This window comes from Streptomyces sp., assembly GCF_031178505.1.
Lineage (GTDB): Bacteria > Actinomycetota > Actinomycetes > Streptomycetales > Streptomycetaceae > Streptomyces > Streptomyces gulbargensis.
The window spans coordinates 1-16949 of the sequence record NZ_JAPSIW010000060.1; the positions used below are offsets into that span (position 1 = coordinate 1).

Genomic DNA, 16949 nt, shown 5'->3' on the forward strand with positions numbered 1-16949 from the left:
AGGCGCCGACGCGGTCCAGGTAGACCCCGCCGAGCGAGTACTGCTTCTTCCAGCGGGCCACCTCGCCGTCGACGCAGTCGAGCAGCAGGTAGAGCTGGACCATCACCACACCGAGCACGGCTCCCGGAATGCCGGGCACCAGGAGGGCGGGGGCGGCGAGGACGCCGCACACCGTCATCAGGTAGGTCAGCTGGTTGGGCGTGACCCGGGTCGTCACCAGGTGGCGGGTGATCCGCAGCGAGATCTCCCGCATGTACAGGCGGCCGCCCCAGTGCTCGCCGCTCCGCCGGTCCTTCACACCCGGCGGGTGGACGACCGGGCGGAGCTCAGCTACCGATGGCTTGGGCATAGTCGGCGTACGCGTCCCTGATCTCGTCGTCGGACAGGTCGAGGTGTTCCAGGATGGTGAAGCGGCCGGGGCGGGTCTGCGGGGCGAAGGAGACCGCCCGTACGAACTCGTCCACGGTGAAGCCCATCTCCTCCGGGCGCACCGGGAGGCCGTGCCGGCGCAGCGTCTCGACCATCACCGCGGCCTCGTCGCGGGCACCGCGCAGGTGCATGGCGAAGGCCGCGCCGAGGCCGCACTGCTCGCCGTGGCTGGCGGCGCGGGCCGGGTAGAGCAGGTCGAAGGCGTGGCTGATCTCGTGGCAGGCGCCCGAGGAGGGGCGGCTGTCACCGCTGATCGACATGGCGATGCCGGACATCACCAGGCCCTCGGAGAGGGTGACGAGGAAATCGTCGTCGCCGACGCCGCCGGGGTGGCGCAGCACCGCCTCGCCCGCGCTGCGGGCCATGGCGGCGGCCAGGCCGTCGACCTTCTCGCCGGTCTCGCGGTGGGAGAGCTCCCAGTCGGCGATGGCGGAGAGGTTGGAGATCGCGTCCCCGATGCCGGAGCGGACGTAGCGCACGGGGGCGTCCCGGATCACGTCCAGGTCGATGACCAGGGCGATCGGGGTGGGTACGCCGTAGGAGCCGCGGCCGTTGTCGTTGTCGAGGGTCGAGATCGGCGAGCAGATGCCGTCGTGCGACAGGTTGGTGGCGATGGCCACCAGCGGCAGACCGACCCGGGCCGCCGCGTACTTGGTCACGTCGATGATCTTGCCGCCGCCGAGGGCCACCACCGCGTCGTACCGCTTGCCGCGCATGGCGTCGGCGAGTTTCACGGCCTCGTCGATGGTGCCCCCCGCCACCGGGTACCAGTCGGCACCCGGCAGCTCGGCGGCGAAGCGGTCCCGCAGCTTGAGGCCGGAGCCCCCGCTGATGGCGACGGCGATCTTGCCGTTGCTGGAGATCCGCTGGTCCGCGAGGAGCGCGGACAGGTCGTCCAGCGCTCCGCCGCGGATGTCGACGACGACCGGCGAGGGGATCAGCCGGGTCAGTACTGGCACGCGATCTCACGGCCCTTCGCGAGGTCGTCGTGGTTGTCGATCTCGACCCACTTGACGTCGCCGATGGGGGCCACGTCGACGGTGAAGCCGCGGTTGACGAGCTCCTGGTAGCCGTCCTCGTAGTAGAGGTCGGGGTCGCGCTCGAAGGTGGCCTTGAGGGCGTCGGCGAGCTCCTCGGCGGCCTCGGGCTCGATCAGGGTGACGCCGATGTACTCGCCGGTGGCGTCGGCCGGGTCCATCAGCTTGGTGATCTTCCGGACGCCCTGGCCCTCGGCGGCGACGACCTTCATCTCCTCGTCGGCCAGGCTCTTGACCGTGTCGAGGGCGAGGATGATCTTCTGACCGTTGCCGCGCGCGGCGAGCAGGGTCTTCTCGACGGAGACGGGGTGGACGGTGTCGCCGTTGGCGAGGATCACACCGCGCTTGAGGACCTCACGGGCGCACCAGAGGGAGTAGGCGTTGTTCCACTCCTCGGCCTTGTCGTTGTCGACGAGGGTGAGCTTCAGGCCGTACTTCGCCTCCAGGGCCTCCTTGCGCTCGTAGACGGCCTCCTTGCGGTAGCCGACGACGATCGCGGCCTCGGTGAGGCCGATCTCCGCGAAGTTCTTCAGCGTGAGGTCGAGGACGGTGGTGTCACCGTCGACAGGCACGAGGGCCTTCGGAAGGGTGTCGGTGTAGGGGCGCAGACGCCGTCCGGCACCGGCTGCCAGTACGAGGCCGATCATGCTGTTTCTCCTTCGTCGTGAACGGCGGGTGCTCCGGAGGAGACCCAGAAGCGGATGGACTCCACAAGCACCACGAGCGCGACGGCGCCCGCGAGGGCGGTCACTGCCAGGGTGAAGTCGTCGCCGCGGTCCGCGAGCAGGGCGGCGAGGACGGCCACCAGGAGCGTGCGCCCCTCGTGTCCGCCGGTGACGCGCACCAGCCAGGAGGGCGGCGCGCCGGTGCCGCCGCGGATGCGGTACACCGTGTCGTAGTGATGGTAGGCGACCGCCGCGACCAGCCCGAACGCGGCGGGGAGGGCCTGGGGGACGTCGGAGCGGGCGGCGAGGACGAGGACGGTCGTGTACTCGGCGGCGCGGAAGAAGGGGGGGACCAGCCAGTCGAGGGCGCCCTTGAGGGGGCGGGCGACGGCGAGGCCGGCGAGGACCGCGTAGCCGGCGGCGACGGCGATCAGGCGGGGGTCGCCGAAGGGCAGGAGCAGCGCGCCCGCGATCATCAGGGCGGCGCCGAGGAGGGCGACGAGGGGGGCGGGCGCCGGGAGGCGGCGGCCGGCCCGCGCGACGAGTTCGGCGAGCGGTCCGGAGTCGGCGAGGTCGGCGAGCGCCCGGGCCGCCCGGTCGGGCCGCCCGGCACCCCTGCGGGACAGCGAGCGCAGCAGGCGGCCGGCGGTGGTGTAGCAGGCGCCGAAGGCGCAGCCGGCGATCAGGGCCCAGAAGACGACGCGGGGGCTGGTGAGGGCGGTGAGGACGGCGATCATCGCCCAGCGCTCACCGATCGGCAGGATGATCATGCGGCGGGCCCAGACGGTCCACCCGACGCCGTCGAGCCTGCTGGAGAGGGCCAGGCTGGTCTTGGCGGCGGCGCCGGTGCTCGCGGCGTTCGCCTCGTTGAAGGAGAAGTCGACGACGTGCCGGCAGGTCATGAGGACCATGGCGCCGAGGGCGAGGGCCCAGACGTCGTCGCCGTCGCGGGCGGCGCCGAGGGCGAGGCCCGCGTAGAAGGCGTACTCCTTGGCGCGGTCGAAGGTGGCGTCGAGCCAGGCGCCCATCGTCGAGTACTTGAGCGCGTAGCGGGCGAGCTGCCCGTCGGTGCAGTCGAGGACGAAGGAGACGATGAGGAGGACGCCCGCGGCGACGTAGCCGCCACGGGTGCCGGTGGCCGCGCAGCCGGCCGCGACGAGGGCGGTGAGCAGCGAGGCGGTGGTGACCTGGTTGGGGGTGAGCCCCCGGCGCGCGCACCAGCGGGCGATGTACCGCGAGTACGGGCTGACGAAGAAGGTGGTGAAGAAGCCGTCGTGCGCCTTGACGGCGGAGCGGAGGCGGACGGCCTCGTCGTCGACGGCGGCGACGGCGGCGCGGGCCTCGTGGCGGGCGGCGGCGTCGGTGGGCACGGTGGCCACGAGGGTGCCGAGCTGGGGCCGGTGGACGGGGACGCCGTCGGCGTCGAGGGCGTCGGCCAGGGTGCCGGTCAGGTCGTCGCCGCCGGTGGCGGCGGCCAGCGCGCGGATCAGCGCGGGGCGGGCCTCGCGCTGGGCGGTGAGGGCGCCGGGTGCGGCGGCGGCCGGGAACCGGGGGTCGGTGAGCGCGAGGCGCAGGGCGTGCAGGTGTCCGACGAAGCGGGGGTCGACGAGCGCGACGCGTTCGGCGGCCGGGACGGCGGCCAGGAGGGCGCCGGTCTCCTCGGGGCCGGAGGCGACCCGGACGTCGAAGCCGAGCGACCGCAGATCGTCGTCGAGCGAGGATCCGGGTGCCGGCGGGCCGGTGAGGATGGCGGTCGACAGACGAACTCACTCCTTGGAGCTGACGGAGGGGCCGGCGGGGCCTTGGCTGCCCCGGGCACGGCGGTGCGGCCCGGCACCGGGCGGCGGCACGTCGGCTGAGGCTATCGGATGAACGGAGGGGGAGTTCACCGAGGCTTCGCGGGGAGGACTCCCCCGGGCCCCGTGGTGTCCGCACGGCCGCGCCGCACGTGGCGGTGAGCGTCAGGAGTGCCCGGCGGTCCGCTCACCGCCCCCGGGGCACCGGCCTCCCGGACCGTCCGCCGGAGCGGTCCACCGGAGGTTCCGGACGTCCGCGCGCCTGTCGCGCGGACGTGACCAGGGCGGACATCTCCGCAGGTCAGAGCCAATGACAACGGTGTTCAGTACCGTGTTGCGCATACCCCCCACCCGTAGTTCACTGGCGTCTCGGGGCACAGGAGTACGACTCGACCGGGAGGCCATGGGCATGGGGGCTGGACACGACCACGGGCACAGCCACGGGGGACCGCCGCCGACGGGGACCGCGGGGGCCGCGTACCGCAGCCGGCTGCGGATCGCCCTCGGCATCACGCTCTCCGTGATGGTGATCGAGATCATCGGCGGTGTGGTCGCGGACTCGCTCGCGCTGATCGCGGACGCCGCGCACATGGCGACCGACGCGGTCGGCCTCGCGATGGCGCTGCTCGCCATCCACTTCGCCAACCGGCCGCCGTCCGGCAACCGCACCTATGGCTTCGCGCGGGCCGAGATACTGGCGGCCCTCGCCAACTGCCTGCTGCTGCTCGGCGTGGGCGGTTACGTCCTGTACGAGGCGGTGCAGCGGTTCATGGAGCCGGCCGGGACCAGGGGCGGGCTCGCCATCGCCTTCGCGACCGTCGGCCTGGTCGCCAACGTGATCTCGCTGTCCCTGCTGATGCGGGGGCAGAAGGAGAGCCTCAACGTGCGCGGGGCGTACCTGGAGGTGCTGGCGGACGCGCTGGGTTCGGTGACCGTGATCGTCGCGGCCGGGATCATCCTGCTGACCGGCTGGCAGTACGCGGACCCCATCGCCTCGCTCGTGATCGGTCTGATGATCGTGCCGCGCACGGTGAAGCTGCTGCGCGAGACGCTCGACGTGCTCCTGGAGGCGGCCCCCAAGGGGGTCGACATGGCCGAGGTGCGGGCCCACATCCTGGCCCTGCCGGGCGTGGACGACGTGCACGACCTGCACGCCTGGACGATCACCTCCGGGATGCCGGTCCTCTCCGCGCACGTGGTGGTGGACCAGGGCGCGCTGGACTCCGTGGGGCACGAGAAGATGCTCCACGACCTCCAGGGCTGCCTGGGCTCCCACTTCGACGTGGAGCACTGCACCTTCCAGCTGGAGCCGGCCGGGCACGCCGCGCACGAGGCGAAGCTCTGCCTCTGACTGTTAGGCTCCCCGGACAGACACGTGTGGGAGAGGAGCTGAGGGTGATGACCGTCGCGATGGAGGCCGCCCCGCGCGGCCGTGCCCGGTCCCGCTTCCAGCTCCCGGGCCTCCGGTCGGCCTGATCCCGGTCCTTCCACCGGTACGTCACGTCGTCGGCCGGGGCCCTTCACACAGAGGGTTTCCACGTTGTCCGACAACGCTTCCTCCCCGCTCGACCCGTCCGCCTCGCACGAGGCGTTCTTCGCCCTGCACCACGGACTGCCGCGGCAGGGCCCCGGCTCCGACGCCACCACCCGCAGGCTCCTCTCGCTCGCCGGGACGCTTCCGGAGCGTCCGCGCGTACTCGACCTGGGCTGCGGCCCGGGCCGTTCCGCGCTGCTCCTGGCCGCCGAGGCGAACGCCGAGGTGACGGCGGTCGACACCCATCGGCCGTTCCTGGACGAACTGCGGGCGGCGGCCGCCGCGCGCGGTCTCGGCGGCCGGATCCGGCCGGTGCGCGCCGACATGGCCGCGCCGCCCTTCCCCGACGGTTCCTTCGACCTGGTGTGGGCCGAGAGTTCCGTCTTCGTCGTCGGCTTCGACCGGGCGCTCGCCGCGTGGCGGCGGCTGCTCGCCCCCGGCGGCTCCCTGGTGCTGACCGAGTGCGTGTGGACCACCGGCGAGCCGGGCCCCGCGGCCCGCGCCTTCTGGGATCCGCACTATCCGCTCCGCACCGTCACCGCGAACGCCGCGGCGGCGGTCGCGGCCGGCTACCACGTCCTCGGGACCTTCCTCCAGCCGGAGACCGACTGGGAGGAGTACTACGGCCCGCTCGCCGCGCACGCCGACGCGGCGGACACCACGCTGCCGGGCATGGGCGCCGCGGTGGCCGGCGCGCGGGCCGAGATCACCCTGCGCCGCGAGCACGGCGACGAGTACGGCTACGCCGGTTTCGCCCTGCGGCCGGCGGACCCGCGCTGGACCGTCCGCCCCGAGCGGCCGGGTGACCGGGCGGCGGTGCGCGGAGTGGTGACCGCCGCCTTCGGGCGGGCGGCGGAGGCCGACCTGGTCGACGCCCTGCGCGCCGACCCCGACGCCTGGCTGCCCGGCCTGTCGTACGTGGCGCAGGCGCCCGACGGTACGGTGGCGGCTCACGCGCTGATCACCCGGTGCCGGGTGGGCGGGCAGCCCGCCGCGGCCCTCGCACCGGTGTCGGTGGCTCCGGCGCACCAGCGGTCGGGGGCCGGCCAGGCCGTCGTACGGGCGGTGCTGGACGCGGCCCGGCTGGCCGGCGAACGGCTGGTGCTGGTCCTCGGCCATCCGGAGTACTACCCCCGGTTCGGCTTCGCGAGGGCGTCCGCGTACGGGATCCGGCCGGGTTTCGAGGTGCCGGACGAGGCGATGATGGCGCTGGTCCTGGACGCCTCGGAGCCCGTCCCCGGGGGCGACCTCGTCCACCCGGCGGCTTTCGGGGTCTGACCGTCCCGGTGTGACCGCCGCTCCCGCCGCGCCGTTGTACTCCGGTGCGGTGGGAGCGGCGACGCCCGGCCGCCGAAGTACGGACAAGCCGGTTTTGTACGGCAGACTGAGGTGGCCCGAGCGGGCCGAGGACCGAAGCGAAGGATGGGTATGCCGACCACACCAGCCACCGCGGCACAGATCTCGCCGGAGATCCCGTCGAACGGTGTCCAGCCGTCGGGAGACCCGGCGCCGATCATGCTCGAACTGGTCGACGAGGACGGGAGGACCATCGGTACGGCGGAGAAGCTGGCCGCGCACCAGGCGCCGGGGCAGCTCCACCGCGCCTTCTCGGTCTTCCTCTTCGACGAGGCGGGGCGACTGCTGCTCCAGCGCCGCGCCCTCGGCAAGTACCACTCCCCCGGTGTCTGGTCGAACACCTGCTGCGGCCACCCCTACCCGGGCGAGGCCCCGTTCGCGGCGGCGGCGCGGCGCACCTTCGAGGAGCTCGGCGTCTCGCCGACGCTCCTCGCGGAGGCGGGCACGGTCCGCTACAACCACCCGGACCCGGCCTCCGGCCTGGTGGAGCAGGAGTACAACCACCTCTTCGTCGGGATGGTGCAGGCGGCGCCGCGCCCGGACCCCGAGGAGATCGAGGAGACCGCCTTCGTGACCGCCGGGGAACTGGCCGAGCGGCACGCGACGGCGCCGTTCTCCGCCTGGTTCATGACGGTCCTGGACGCGGCGCGCCCGGCCGTCAGGGAGCTGACGGGTCCGGCCGGGGGCTGGTGATCCGCGCCTCCGGCGTGGCCCCGGGCGGGGCCACGGCCGGGGACAGCGGCAGCGCCGCCCAGATGATCTTGCCGCCGGTCGCGGTGTGCTCGACGTCGCAGGTGCCGCCCGACTCCAGCGCGATCTCCCGGACGAGGAGCAGGCCGCGTCCGCCGGTCTGGCCGTAGTCCGCCTCCAGGGCCTTGGGCCGGTAGGGGTGGTTGTCCTCGACCGAGACCCGGATCCACTCGGGGCCGATCGCCACCTCCACCGCTATCTCCGGGGAGAGCAGCGCCGCGTGCCGGACGGCGTTGGTGACCAGTTCGGAGACGATCACCAGCAGGCCGTGCAGGATGTCGTGATGGACGGGGACTCCCTGGCGCACCAGCAGGTCGCGTACGGCGTGCCGGGCCTGGGGGACGGAGACGTCGACCGCGGGAGCGGTGAAGCGCCAGACTCCTTCGTAGGACGGCGGCCGGGCGGGGACACCTCCAGGGGTCTCCATGGTCCGGTTCCCAGCCTCGTGCTCGATTCTCGCCACGGATCGAGTCTTGGCAATGGAAGCGGCCGGCCCGGCCTAGTGACCAGAAGTCGACACTTATCGACCATCTTCCGATCGACCGAGTATGCCGATGTCAGTTGTGCGACCGGTTCTGCACGTCTTCTGAGGACTTTGTCGGCCGGCCCGCCGGGGTGCCGGGCGTCACCATACCGACGATCCGCCGGCCGCCCACGCCGATGGCGATCAGCCCGAGCCCGTCGAAGAGGAGCGCCAGGGAGAAGAAGGTCCCGAGGACGTACCGGCTGCTGGACGGCCAGTCGAAGAGGACGAGCAGGCCGAGGAGCAGCCCGAAGGCGCCCTGGAGCAGCGTCCAGCCGAACTGCGGGCCGCGCACCACCACGCTGCCGACGAGCCGGAACACCCCGCCGGTCAGGAACAGCAGGGCGGCGAACATCGTCAGCGCCTCCGCCGAGCCCTCCGGGTGGCGGATGACGACGAGTCCGGCCGCGATGTTCAGCGCGGCCACCACGACCGCGAGCCAGAAGTAGCCGCCGCCCCGGGACTGGACGGCCTGGAGCAGTCCGACCAGGCCGCCGATCAGCAACAGCCAGCCGAACAGCAGCATCGAGGTGAGGGTGGCGAGGCCGGTGTAGACGAGGCCGACGACACCCCCGATCACGAGCAGGGCGCCGAACGCGGCGAGCCAGCCGAAGCTGCGGTTCAGCCGCTTCCCCTCGCGGGACATGGACCCGTGGGGGTCCCGGTCGTGCGTCTCGTGGGCGTCCTTGGCCATGCGGTGCCTCCTCGGAACGACCCCTTCCTGATCGTACGTTCGGGCCCGGCGGATAGCATCCGGCGCATGGAGCCGCAGCTGAGGGACACCGTCGAGGACGGGGTCGCGACCGTCGTCATCACCCACCCCGCCAAGCGCAACGCGATGACCGCCGCGATGTGGCGGGCGCTGCCCGGCGTCCTCGACCGGCTCGCCGCCGACCCGGCGGTCCGGGTGCTCGTCCTCACCGGGGAGGGCGACACCTTCTGCGCGGGCGCCGACATCTCCACGCTGCGCGAACCGGGCGACGAACAGCAGCGCCTCGCCGTCCGCGCCGAGGAGGCGCTCGCGGCCTTCCCGAAGCCGACCCTCGCCGCCGTCCGGGGCTTCTGCGTGGGCGGCGGCAGCCAGCTGGCCGCCGCCTGCGACCTGCGCTTCGCCGAGGAAGGGGCCCGGTTCGGCATCACCCCCGCCAAGCTGGGGATCGTCTACCCGTCCTCCTCCACCCGGCGGCTCACCGCCCTCGTCGGGCCGTCGACCGCCAAGTACCTCCTCTTCTCGGGCGAGCTGATCGACAGCGAGCGGGCGCTGCGGACCGGACTCGTGGACGAGGTCCACCCGGCGGGCGGGGCGCTGGACGAGCGGGTGGCCGCCTTCTGCCGGGTGCTCGCCTCCCGGTCGCTGCTGACCCAGGCGGCGGCGAAGGAGTTCGCCGACGGCCGCACCGACCGGGACGCGTACTGGACGGACCGGGCCGCGGGCAGCGGCGACACCGCCGAGGGCGTCGCCGCCTTCCTGGAGCGCCGGACGCCGCGGTTCACCTACGGGGGCTGAGGCCCGGGCCGGGCGCGCCGGACGCGGCCGCGGGGTCGCCCGTGGCGCGTCGGCGCCCGGGGTGCCGGGGCGCGGCCGCCGGGTCAGTCCCGGGCGAGCGACTCGACGTTCTCGCCTCGCCACCGGGCGACGAGGTGGGCCGGCGCCTTCTCCGGCGAGCCCGCGTCGTACGGGGGCTGGGGATCGTACTCGGTGAGGAGCTGGACCGTCTGCGCGACCTCGTCGCCGGCGATCCGGCCGAGCAGGTGCAGGGCCATGTCGATGCCGGAGGAGACGCCCGCGGCGGTGACGTACTTGCCGTCGAAGACCACCCGCTCCCCCGTGGGCTCGGCGCCGAGCGCGCGCAGTTCCTCGTACGCCAGCCAGTGGGTGGTGGCGCGGCGGCCGTCCAGGACGCCCGCGGCGCCCAGGACGAGGGAGCCGGTGCAGACGGAGGTGGTCCAGGTGCTCGTCGCGTCGGCGGTGCGGACCCACTCCTGGATCTCCGGGTCGTGCATGGTCTCCCGGGTCTCGGGGCCGCCCGGGATCAGGACGATGTCGGGGCGGGGCACCTCGGCGAGGGACTTGTCGGCGACCAGGGCGAGGCTGCCCTGGTCGTTCCTGACCGGTCCCGCCTGCTTGGCGACGAAGACGGTCTCGGCCCCGGGCAGGCGGGCGAGGAGCTCGTACGGCCCGACGGCGTCGAGCGTGGTGAAGCCCTCGAAGAGCAGCACGGCGATCTGCACGGTGGTTCCTTCCGGTGGACGGGGACAGCGGCATGGGGCCGACGACGGCGGAGACCGGCGACGGCCGCGATGGTGCACGGCGGTGGTCGTGCACGGGGGTGCGCGGTACGGCGGTGGTCGTGCACGAGGGTGGTGGTCGGTCAGGTGAGAACCGCGTGGAAGCGGCGGCGGTAGTCGGCGGGCGCGGTGCCGAGGGCCTTCACGAAGGCGCGGCGCATCGCCTCGGGGGTTCCGTAGCCCGAAGCACGCGAGACCTCCGCGACCCCGTGCGAGGTCTCCTCCAGGAGGCGGCGGGCGTGTTCGAGCCGGACCCGGTCGACGTAGCGGCCGGGCGTGGTGCCGGTCTCCGCCTGGAAGGCGCGGGCGAAGTGACGGGGCGAGAGCCGGGCGCGGGCGGCGAGGGCCTCCACGGACAGGTCACCGTCCGGGTGCTCGGCGATCCAGGCCTGGACGTCCCGCAGGGGCTCGCGGCGGGCGGTCTGCGCGGCCAGCTGGGCGCTGAACTGCGCCTGGTTGCCCGGGCGGCGCAGGAAGACCACGAGGTGGCGGGCGACGGTGAGGGCGGCGTCCCGGCCGAGGTCCTCCTCGACGAGGGCGAGCGCCAGGTCGATGCCCGCGGTCACCCCCGCCGAGGTGGCGATCCGGCCGTCGCGCACGAAGATCGGGTCGGGCTCGACGCTGACCTCCGGATAGCAGCGGGCGAGGTGATCGCAGGCGGCCCAGTGGGTGGTGGCGCGGTGCCCGTCGAGGAGCCCGGCCTCGGCGAGGAGCAGCGCCCCTGTGCAGACCGAGACCAGCCGCTCGGCCCGCGAGCCCTGGACGCGGAGCCAGTCGATCAGCGCGGGTTCGGGGCTGCGGGTGCCCTCGCCGCCGGGGACGACGAGGGTGTGGGGCGGCCCGTCGGCGACGGCCCCGGCGAGGGTCGTGTCGGGGAGCAGGCGCAGGCCGCTGCCGGTGCGCACCGGGCCGCCGTCCAGGGAGGCGGTGCGGACGGGGTAGGCGTCGGGACGGCCGGTGGCGCGACCCGCGCCCGTGAACACCTCCACGGGGCCGGTGACGTCCAGGCTCTGCACGTCGTCGAAGAGGACGACGAGGACGGGTCGCTGCGTCATGACCCTCATCCTCGGGGGCGGCCGCGAGGGCCGCAATGACGCCCTTCCCACCTTTCCTGCCATCCGGACGGACGCCGGTCGGGCGGGCGGACGGCCGGGCCGGGCGCCCGGCGACGGGTGCCCGGCGACGGGTGCCGGGTGCCGGGGCGGACCGGTGGCCCGGTGGCCCGGCGCTTCACGCCGTACCGACCAGTCGGTAACGTGTGCGCATGACGACTGACCTGCCCGCGCGCGCCGGACGGCGCTGCCACAACGCCCTCAACCCGCTGCACTCCACGGTCTACTTCTCGCCCGACCTGGACCGCGAGTTCACCACCCTCGGCTTCACCGACACCAGCGCCATGCGGCTCGCCTCGCGCAGCGCGGCGCTCGGCGCGGTCGGCGCGGGCGCGGTCGCCGCCACCTTCTACAACTACAACCACACGCTGCTCGCCCGGCACCTCCCCGCCGTCTGGGAGACCGCCTCCCCCGCCGAGGTCCTCGCGGCGCGGCTGCGCGCCGCCGACGCCACCCTGCGCCGCCTGCTCGGCGAGGAGACCGTCGCCTCCGCCGAGATGGCCGAGGCCGCCGGGCTGGCCCTGCGCGCCGCCGAGGCCTGCACCCGGCACGCCCGGCCGCTGTACTCCGCCCACGCCGACCTGCCGGTGCCGGACGCGCCGCACCTCGCCTACTGGCACGCCGCGACCCTGCTGCGCGAGCACCGGGGCGACGGCCACCTCGCCGCGCTGCTCTCCGCCGGGCTCGACCCGGTGGAAGCGCTCGTCTCCCACACCGCCACCGGCAAGGGCATGTCCCCGCGCTGGGTGCTCGGTTCCCGGGGCTGGGGCCGCGCCGACTGGGACGCGGCCGTGGAGCGGCTGCGCGGACGCGGGCTCGTGGACGCCGGCGGTGAACTCACCGAGGCCGGCACGCGGCTGCGCGAGGAGCTGGAGGAGCACACCGACCGGCTCGACGCCGCCCCGTACGAGCACCTCGGCGCGGCCGGTGTCGAGCGGCTCACCGAGCTGGCGCGCGGCTTCCTGTTCACGGCGGCGGCCGCGGGCGCCTTCCCTGCCGACCTCGTCGGCAAGGGCTGACCGGGCGCGGCGCGCGCGGCACGGGTCGGTTACCGCGTCCGGGTGACCGACCCGGCAGAATGCACAGGCAAGCAGGAGGCACGAGAAGGCGAGTCGGGACACCGTGACGACGTCCATCGAAGCAAGGATCGCCGAGGAGCTCGGCGTACGCGAGCGGCAGGTGAGGGCGGCCGTCGAGCTGCTCGACGGCGGTTCGACCGTCCCGTTCATCGCGCGCTACCGCAAGGAAGCGACCGAGACGCTCGACGACGCGCAGCTGCGCACGCTGGAGGAGCGGCTGCGTTACCTGCGCGAACTGGAGGACCGGCGGACGGCGATCCTCGACTCGGTGCGCGAGCAGGGCAAGCTCACCGAGGAGCTGGAGGCCCGCATCCTGGGCGCCGACACCAAGGCGCGCCTGGAGGACATCTACCTGCCGTTCAAGCCCAAGCGGCGCACCAAGGCCCAGATCGCCCGCGAGGCCGGTCTCGAACCGCTCGCGGAGGGGCTGCTGGCCGACCCCTCGGTGGAGCCGGCCGCCGCCGCGGCGGCCTTCGTCGCCCCGGACAGGGGCGTGGCGGACGCGGCCGCGGCCCTGGAGGGCGCGCGGGCGATCCTCACCGAGAAGTTCTCCGAGGACGCCGACCTCATCGGCGAGCTGCGCGAGCGGATGTGGGCCCGGGGCCGGCTCGTCGCGAAGGTGCGGGAGGGCAAGGAGGAGGCGGGAGCGAAGTTCGCCGACTACTTCGACTTCGCCGAGCCGTTCACGGCGCTGCCCTCGCACCGGGTCCTCGCCATGCTGCGCGGCGAGAAGGAGGACGTGCTCGCCCTGGAGCTGGAGCCGGAGGAGCCGACCGGCGGACCCTCCTCGTACGAGGGGACGGTCGCGGCCCGCTTCGGCGTCGCCGACCGGGGCCGGCCCGGCGACAGGTGGCTCCTCGACACGGTCCGCTGGGCCTGGCGCACCCGCATCCTCGTCCACCTCGGCATCGACCTGCGGCTGCGGCTGCGGACGGCCGCCGAGGACGAGGCGGTCCGGGTCTTCGCGGCCAACCTGCGCGACCTGCTGCTCGCCGCCCCGGCGGGGACCCGGGCGACCCTCGGGCTCGACCCCGGCTACCGTACGGGCGTGAAGGTGGCGGTGGTGGACGCGACCGGGAAGGTCGTCGCCACGGACACGATCCACCCGCACGTCCCCGCGAACAGGTGGGACGAGGCGCTCACGAAGCTGGCCCGGCTCGCGAAGGAGCACGCGGTCGAGCTCGTCGCCATCGGCAACGGCACGGCCTCCCGCGAGACCGACAAGCTCGCCGGCGAACTCCTCGCCAGGCACCCGGAGTTGAACCTGACCAAGGTGATGGTCTCGGAGGCCGGCGCGTCGGTCTACTCGGCCTCCGCCTTCGCCTCGCAGGAACTCCCCGGCCTGGACGTGTCCCTGCGCGGCGCCGTGTCGATCGCCCGGCGGCTCCAGGACCCGCTGGCCGAGCTGGTGAAGATCGACCCGAAGTCGATCGGCGTCGGCCAGTACCAGCACGACCTGTCCGAGGTGAAGCTCTCCCGCTCCCTGGACGCGGTGGTCGAGGACTGTGTGAACGGCGTCGGGGTCGACGTCAACACCGCCTCCGCGCCGCTCCTCTCACGGGTCTCCGGCATCAGCGCGGGTCTCGCCGAGAACATCGTCGCCCACCGGGACGCCCACGGCCCCTTCCGCTCGCGCAAGGCGCTCAAGGACGTGGCCCGGCTCGGCCCGAAGGCGTACGAGCAGTGCGCGGGCTTCCTGCGCATCCGGGGCGGCGAGGACCCCCTGGACGCGTCGGCGGTGCATCCGGAGGCGTACCCGGTGGTGCGCCGGATGGCGAAGCGGACGGGCGGCGAGGTCGCGGCGCTGATCGGCGACACCGCGACGCTGCGCTCGCTGCGGCCGGCCGACTTCGTGGACGAGACCTTCGGTCTGCCGACGGTCACGGACATCCTGCGCGAGCTGGAGAAGCCGGGACGCGACCCGCGGCCCGCGTTCCGGACGGCCACCTTCAAGGAGGGCGTCGAGAAGATCGGCGACCTGGTGCCCGGGATGGTCCTGGAGGGTGTGGTGACGAACGTGGCCGCCTTCGGGGCGTTCGTGGACGTCGGCGTGCACCAGGACGGGCTCGTGCACGTGTCCGCGATGTCGAAGAACTTCGTCAAGGACCCGCGGGAGGTGGTGAAGCCGGGCGACGTGGTGAAGGTGAAGGTGCTGGACGTGGACATCCCGCGCAAGCGGATCTCCCTCACCCTGCGCCTGGACGACGAGCCGGGCGCGGACGCGGCGGGCGGCGCGCCGAAGCGGGACCGGGGCGAGCGCGGTGACCGGGCGGCGAACCGGACCGGCCGTCCGCCGCAGCAGCGCCGCGGCGGCGGGGGCGACCGCGGCCAGGACCGGACCCGCGACCGCGCCCAGGCGTCGGCGCCCGCGCCGTCGAACAGCGCGATGGCCGACGCCCTGCGCAAGGCGGGGCTCCTCAACGAGGGCGGCCGGACCGAGGGGCGCCGGGGGCGGCGCTGAGCCGTGGGGGCGCGGGCGGCGGGCATCCGGGCCGGCTGCCCGCGCGCCCGGCGCCCGGCGCACAGGAGAAGACCGACCCGTATCCGTGACGGGGGACACCGGCCGACGCGAGCGGCGGCTCGACGCCGTCGCCTCTGTGGTGTTCGGGGCGATCTACGTGAGCGCGCTCCACCTGGTCGTCACCGGGTTCGCCACCGATCCGGACGGGTGCGGCGGGCGCTTCCAGGGCGCGTGCACCGCCGGCACGTACGCGCGGCTCGGCGCGGGCTTCGGTCTCGTGGCCGTGGTGGCGCCGCTCCTGCACCGGCTCCTGCCGGACGTGCCGTACGACCGCGGGCTCGGCAGGGCCGCGAGCATCGCCGCCCTGCTCCTCGGCGGGGCGGCGGGCCTCGCCCTGACGGAGGCCGTCACGCGGCTCCTGTGACGCGAGGCCGGCTCTCCGGGGGACCAGCGGACCTGGGTCCCGCGCCGTGTCCGGTAAGTGGCGGCGTCCGGTTCCGGGAGACTCCCCCGGCCGGCGGGGCCCAGCGGAAGATCACGCACCGGGCGTCCCCGGGTGACCCCGGCAAACGCCGGGAGCCCCCGCGCCCGAACGGCCACGGGGCACGGCGCGCGTGCGCGGGGGGCACCTCCCGGGCGGAGGTCCGGCGGAGCCGCGGGCCGGGCGCGACTGCCGCCTACGGCGCGAAGCGCAGCGCCCAGTCCGCGCGGTTGGCGACCGTGAGGTCGTCGTCCTCCGTGAGGGGCGTGAGGAGGCGGCGGGCCGTCGTCGGGTCGGCCTGGACGAGGTCGACGATCTCCGTCGCCAGGCCGTCCTGGTCGTCGCCGAGGTCGACGGCCGAGGCGCGGACCAGGACCGGCAGGACCGCCGTGCCACCGACCCCGGCGAGGACGCCTCCGAGCAGCTCCCGCGCGTAGCCGTTGCGCTCGCCGACCGCGCGGGAGAGCTCGGCCTCCAGGCGTGGCAGGAGCTCCGGGCCGCCGCTCGTGGCGACCTCGTCGGCGAGGTCGATGGTGGCGTCGACGTCCGCGTCGAGATCGTCCAGCATCGCGAGGAGCCGGGTGAGGGAGTCGTCGGTCATGGTGCCTCCTGGAATGCGCCGTCCACGAGGACGGGGACGGTCGTCGAGGTGTCGATCTCGGCGGCCACGGCCACGTCCTGGGGACAGCCGTACTCGTACAGTTCACGGCCCGAAGCGCAGCCGTGCAAGGCGGCGACCGGGTCCTCGGTCGCGTCCCACAGCGTGGCCGCCGCGGTCGCCTCCGGGGTCAGGGGGTCGGGCCCGGTGAGGGCCCGCAGGGCTCCGAGGACCGCCCCCGCGCCGAGCAGGTCCTCCAGGGCGGGGCGCAGGGAGCCGTCCGGCCACCGCTCGCCGGCGGCGATGACGGCGAGCGGGCGGTCCTGGGAGCCGTACCCGCGCTCGGCGAGCCGGCGGGCGACGGCCGAGCGGTTGCGCAGGGACGCCGCGATCACGGTCGTGCCGCCGGCCCGCGCGGCGATGGTGGAGCCGTTCGGCGAGGGCAGGACGAGCCGGGGCGGCAGGGGGGCGGCGGCGCGCAGGGCGGCCGGGGAGAGCGACCAGGGGTGCTCGGGGGTCGCCTCGGCGCGGCCGACGGCGAGCGCGGCGCCGGCCCGCCGGGCGTACGCGGCGGCCGTGGCGTCCCGCCACCGGTACGGGTGCACGGCGGCGCCGCCCTCGACCGCGACGCCGACGGCGGTCGTGAAGGACAGGACGTCCACCACGACCAGGCAGGCGGCACCGGAGCCGAGGGCTCCCGCCTCGACGGGGCCCCAGCCGAAGGAGACGGTCACCGGAGTTCGGTCACCTTGCCGCCGGCGACCTCGATGCGGCGATCGGTGCGCACCGCGTCGAGCATGCGCCGGTCGTGGGTGACGAGGAGCAGGGTGCCGGTGTAG

General features: G+C 74.5%; 17 protein-coding genes. 7 read left to right on the forward strand and 10 right to left on the reverse strand.

The window, feature by feature from the left end:
- From RIF68_RS07490 to RIF68_RS07505, 4 genes are all read right to left on the reverse strand, one after another.
- A partial coding sequence (locus tag RIF68_RS07490) for a CDP-alcohol phosphatidyltransferase family protein (protein WP_309050348.1) occupies nucleotides 1-349 on the reverse strand: 349 nt, incomplete at its 3' end.
- On the reverse strand, nucleotides 327-1388 hold the full coding sequence (locus RIF68_RS07495) for an iron-containing alcohol dehydrogenase family protein (RefSeq protein WP_309050349.1): 1062 nt from the start codon (nucleotides 1386-1388) through the stop codon (nucleotides 327-329). The genes RIF68_RS07490 and RIF68_RS07495, both read right to left, overlap by 23 nt.
- The gene (locus RIF68_RS07500; protein ID WP_309050350.1) at nucleotides 1376-2113 is read right to left on the reverse strand and encodes a phosphocholine cytidylyltransferase family protein; all 738 of its coding nucleotides are present in this window, start codon (nucleotides 2111-2113) and stop codon (nucleotides 1376-1378) included. The genes RIF68_RS07495 and RIF68_RS07500 overlap by 13 nt, the downstream gene beginning before the upstream one ends.
- Nucleotides 2110-3891, reverse strand: coding sequence for a DUF5941 domain-containing protein (locus RIF68_RS07505; RefSeq protein WP_309050364.1), 1782 nt, complete (start codon nucleotides 3889-3891; stop codon nucleotides 2110-2112). The genes RIF68_RS07500 and RIF68_RS07505 overlap by 4 nt, the downstream gene beginning before the upstream one ends.
- Before the next feature lie 445 nt (nucleotides 3892-4336).
- Between RIF68_RS07505 and RIF68_RS07510 the strand changes: the two genes are divergently transcribed.
- The 3 genes from RIF68_RS07510 to idi all read left to right on the forward strand — a co-directional run bounded on the left by RIF68_RS07510 (nucleotide 4337) and on the right by idi (nucleotide 7510).
- Nucleotides 4337-5278, forward strand: coding sequence for a cation diffusion facilitator family transporter (locus RIF68_RS07510; protein ID WP_309050351.1), 942 nt, complete (start codon nucleotides 4337-4339; stop codon nucleotides 5276-5278).
- 189 nt (nucleotides 5279-5467) lie between these two features.
- Nucleotides 5468-6739: a bifunctional class I SAM-dependent methyltransferase/N-acetyltransferase gene (locus RIF68_RS07515; RefSeq protein ID WP_309050352.1), complete on the forward strand. Its 1272-nt coding sequence runs from the start codon at nucleotides 5468-5470 to the stop codon at nucleotides 6737-6739.
- 150 nt (nucleotides 6740-6889) lie between these two features.
- Entirely contained in the window at nucleotides 6890-7510 is a 621-nt protein-coding gene (gene idi / locus RIF68_RS07520; protein WP_309050353.1) for an isopentenyl-diphosphate Delta-isomerase, read from the forward strand.
- Here the strand turns inward: idi and RIF68_RS07525 are convergent.
- Both RIF68_RS07525 and RIF68_RS07530 read right to left on the reverse strand, forming a co-directional pair.
- Complete coding sequence (locus RIF68_RS07525) at nucleotides 7476-7994, reverse strand: ATP-binding protein (protein WP_309050354.1); 519 nt, start codon at nucleotides 7992-7994, stop codon at nucleotides 7476-7478. The two genes, idi and RIF68_RS07525, sit on opposite strands and share 35 nt — an antisense overlap.
- A 130-nt stretch (nucleotides 7995-8124) precedes the next feature.
- Complete coding sequence (locus RIF68_RS07530) at nucleotides 8125-8784, reverse strand: DUF308 domain-containing protein (protein ID WP_309050355.1); 660 nt, start codon at nucleotides 8782-8784, stop codon at nucleotides 8125-8127.
- Nucleotides 8785-8850: 66 nt separating this feature from the next.
- Between RIF68_RS07530 and RIF68_RS07535 the strand changes: the two genes are divergently transcribed.
- On the forward strand, nucleotides 8851-9597 hold the full coding sequence (locus RIF68_RS07535; RefSeq protein ID WP_309050356.1) for an enoyl-CoA hydratase/isomerase family protein: 747 nt from the start codon (nucleotides 8851-8853) through the stop codon (nucleotides 9595-9597).
- An 83-nt stretch (nucleotides 9598-9680) separates the two neighbouring features.
- Here the strand turns inward: RIF68_RS07535 and RIF68_RS07540 are convergent, their stop codons facing one another.
- Complete coding sequence (locus RIF68_RS07540; protein WP_309050357.1) at nucleotides 9681-10322, reverse strand: DJ-1/PfpI family protein; 642 nt, start codon at nucleotides 10320-10322, stop codon at nucleotides 9681-9683.
- Between the two features lie 140 nt (nucleotides 10323-10462).
- Nucleotides 10463-11434, reverse strand: a complete 972-nt coding sequence (locus RIF68_RS07545) for a GlxA family transcriptional regulator (RefSeq protein ID WP_309050358.1) — start codon at nucleotides 11432-11434, stop codon at nucleotides 10463-10465.
- A 209-nt stretch (nucleotides 11435-11643) separates the two neighbouring features.
- Here RIF68_RS07545 and RIF68_RS07550 point away from each other — a divergent pair, with 209 nt between their 5' ends.
- From RIF68_RS07550 to RIF68_RS07560, 3 genes are all read left to right on the forward strand, one after another.
- Complete coding sequence (locus RIF68_RS07550) at nucleotides 11644-12510, forward strand: hypothetical protein (RefSeq protein ID WP_309050359.1); 867 nt, start codon at nucleotides 11644-11646, stop codon at nucleotides 12508-12510.
- Nucleotides 12511-12613: 103 nt separating this feature from the next.
- Nucleotides 12614-15031, forward strand: coding sequence for a Tex family protein (locus RIF68_RS07555; protein ID WP_309050360.1), 2418 nt, complete (start codon nucleotides 12614-12616; stop codon nucleotides 15029-15031).
- Between the two features lie 85 nt (nucleotides 15032-15116).
- A complete protein-coding gene (locus RIF68_RS07560) occupies nucleotides 15117-15455 on the forward strand; it encodes a hypothetical protein (protein ID WP_309050361.1) in 339 nt (112 codons plus the stop codon).
- 253 nt (nucleotides 15456-15708) lie between these two features.
- Here the strand turns inward: RIF68_RS07560 and RIF68_RS07565 are convergent, their stop codons facing one another.
- Together RIF68_RS07565 and RIF68_RS07570 are read right to left on the reverse strand one after the other, a co-directional pair.
- Nucleotides 15709-16113: a hypothetical protein gene (locus tag RIF68_RS07565; protein ID WP_309050362.1), complete on the reverse strand. Its 405-nt coding sequence runs from the start codon at nucleotides 16111-16113 to the stop codon at nucleotides 15709-15711.
- Nucleotides 16110-16844 carry a 2-phosphosulfolactate phosphatase gene (locus RIF68_RS07570; protein ID WP_309050363.1) on the reverse strand — a complete coding sequence of 245 codons (735 nt, stop codon included), beginning with the start codon at nucleotides 16842-16844 and terminating at the stop codon, nucleotides 16110-16112. The genes RIF68_RS07565 and RIF68_RS07570 overlap by 4 nt, the downstream gene beginning before the upstream one ends.
- Between the last annotated feature and the right edge of the window lie 105 nt (nucleotides 16845-16949).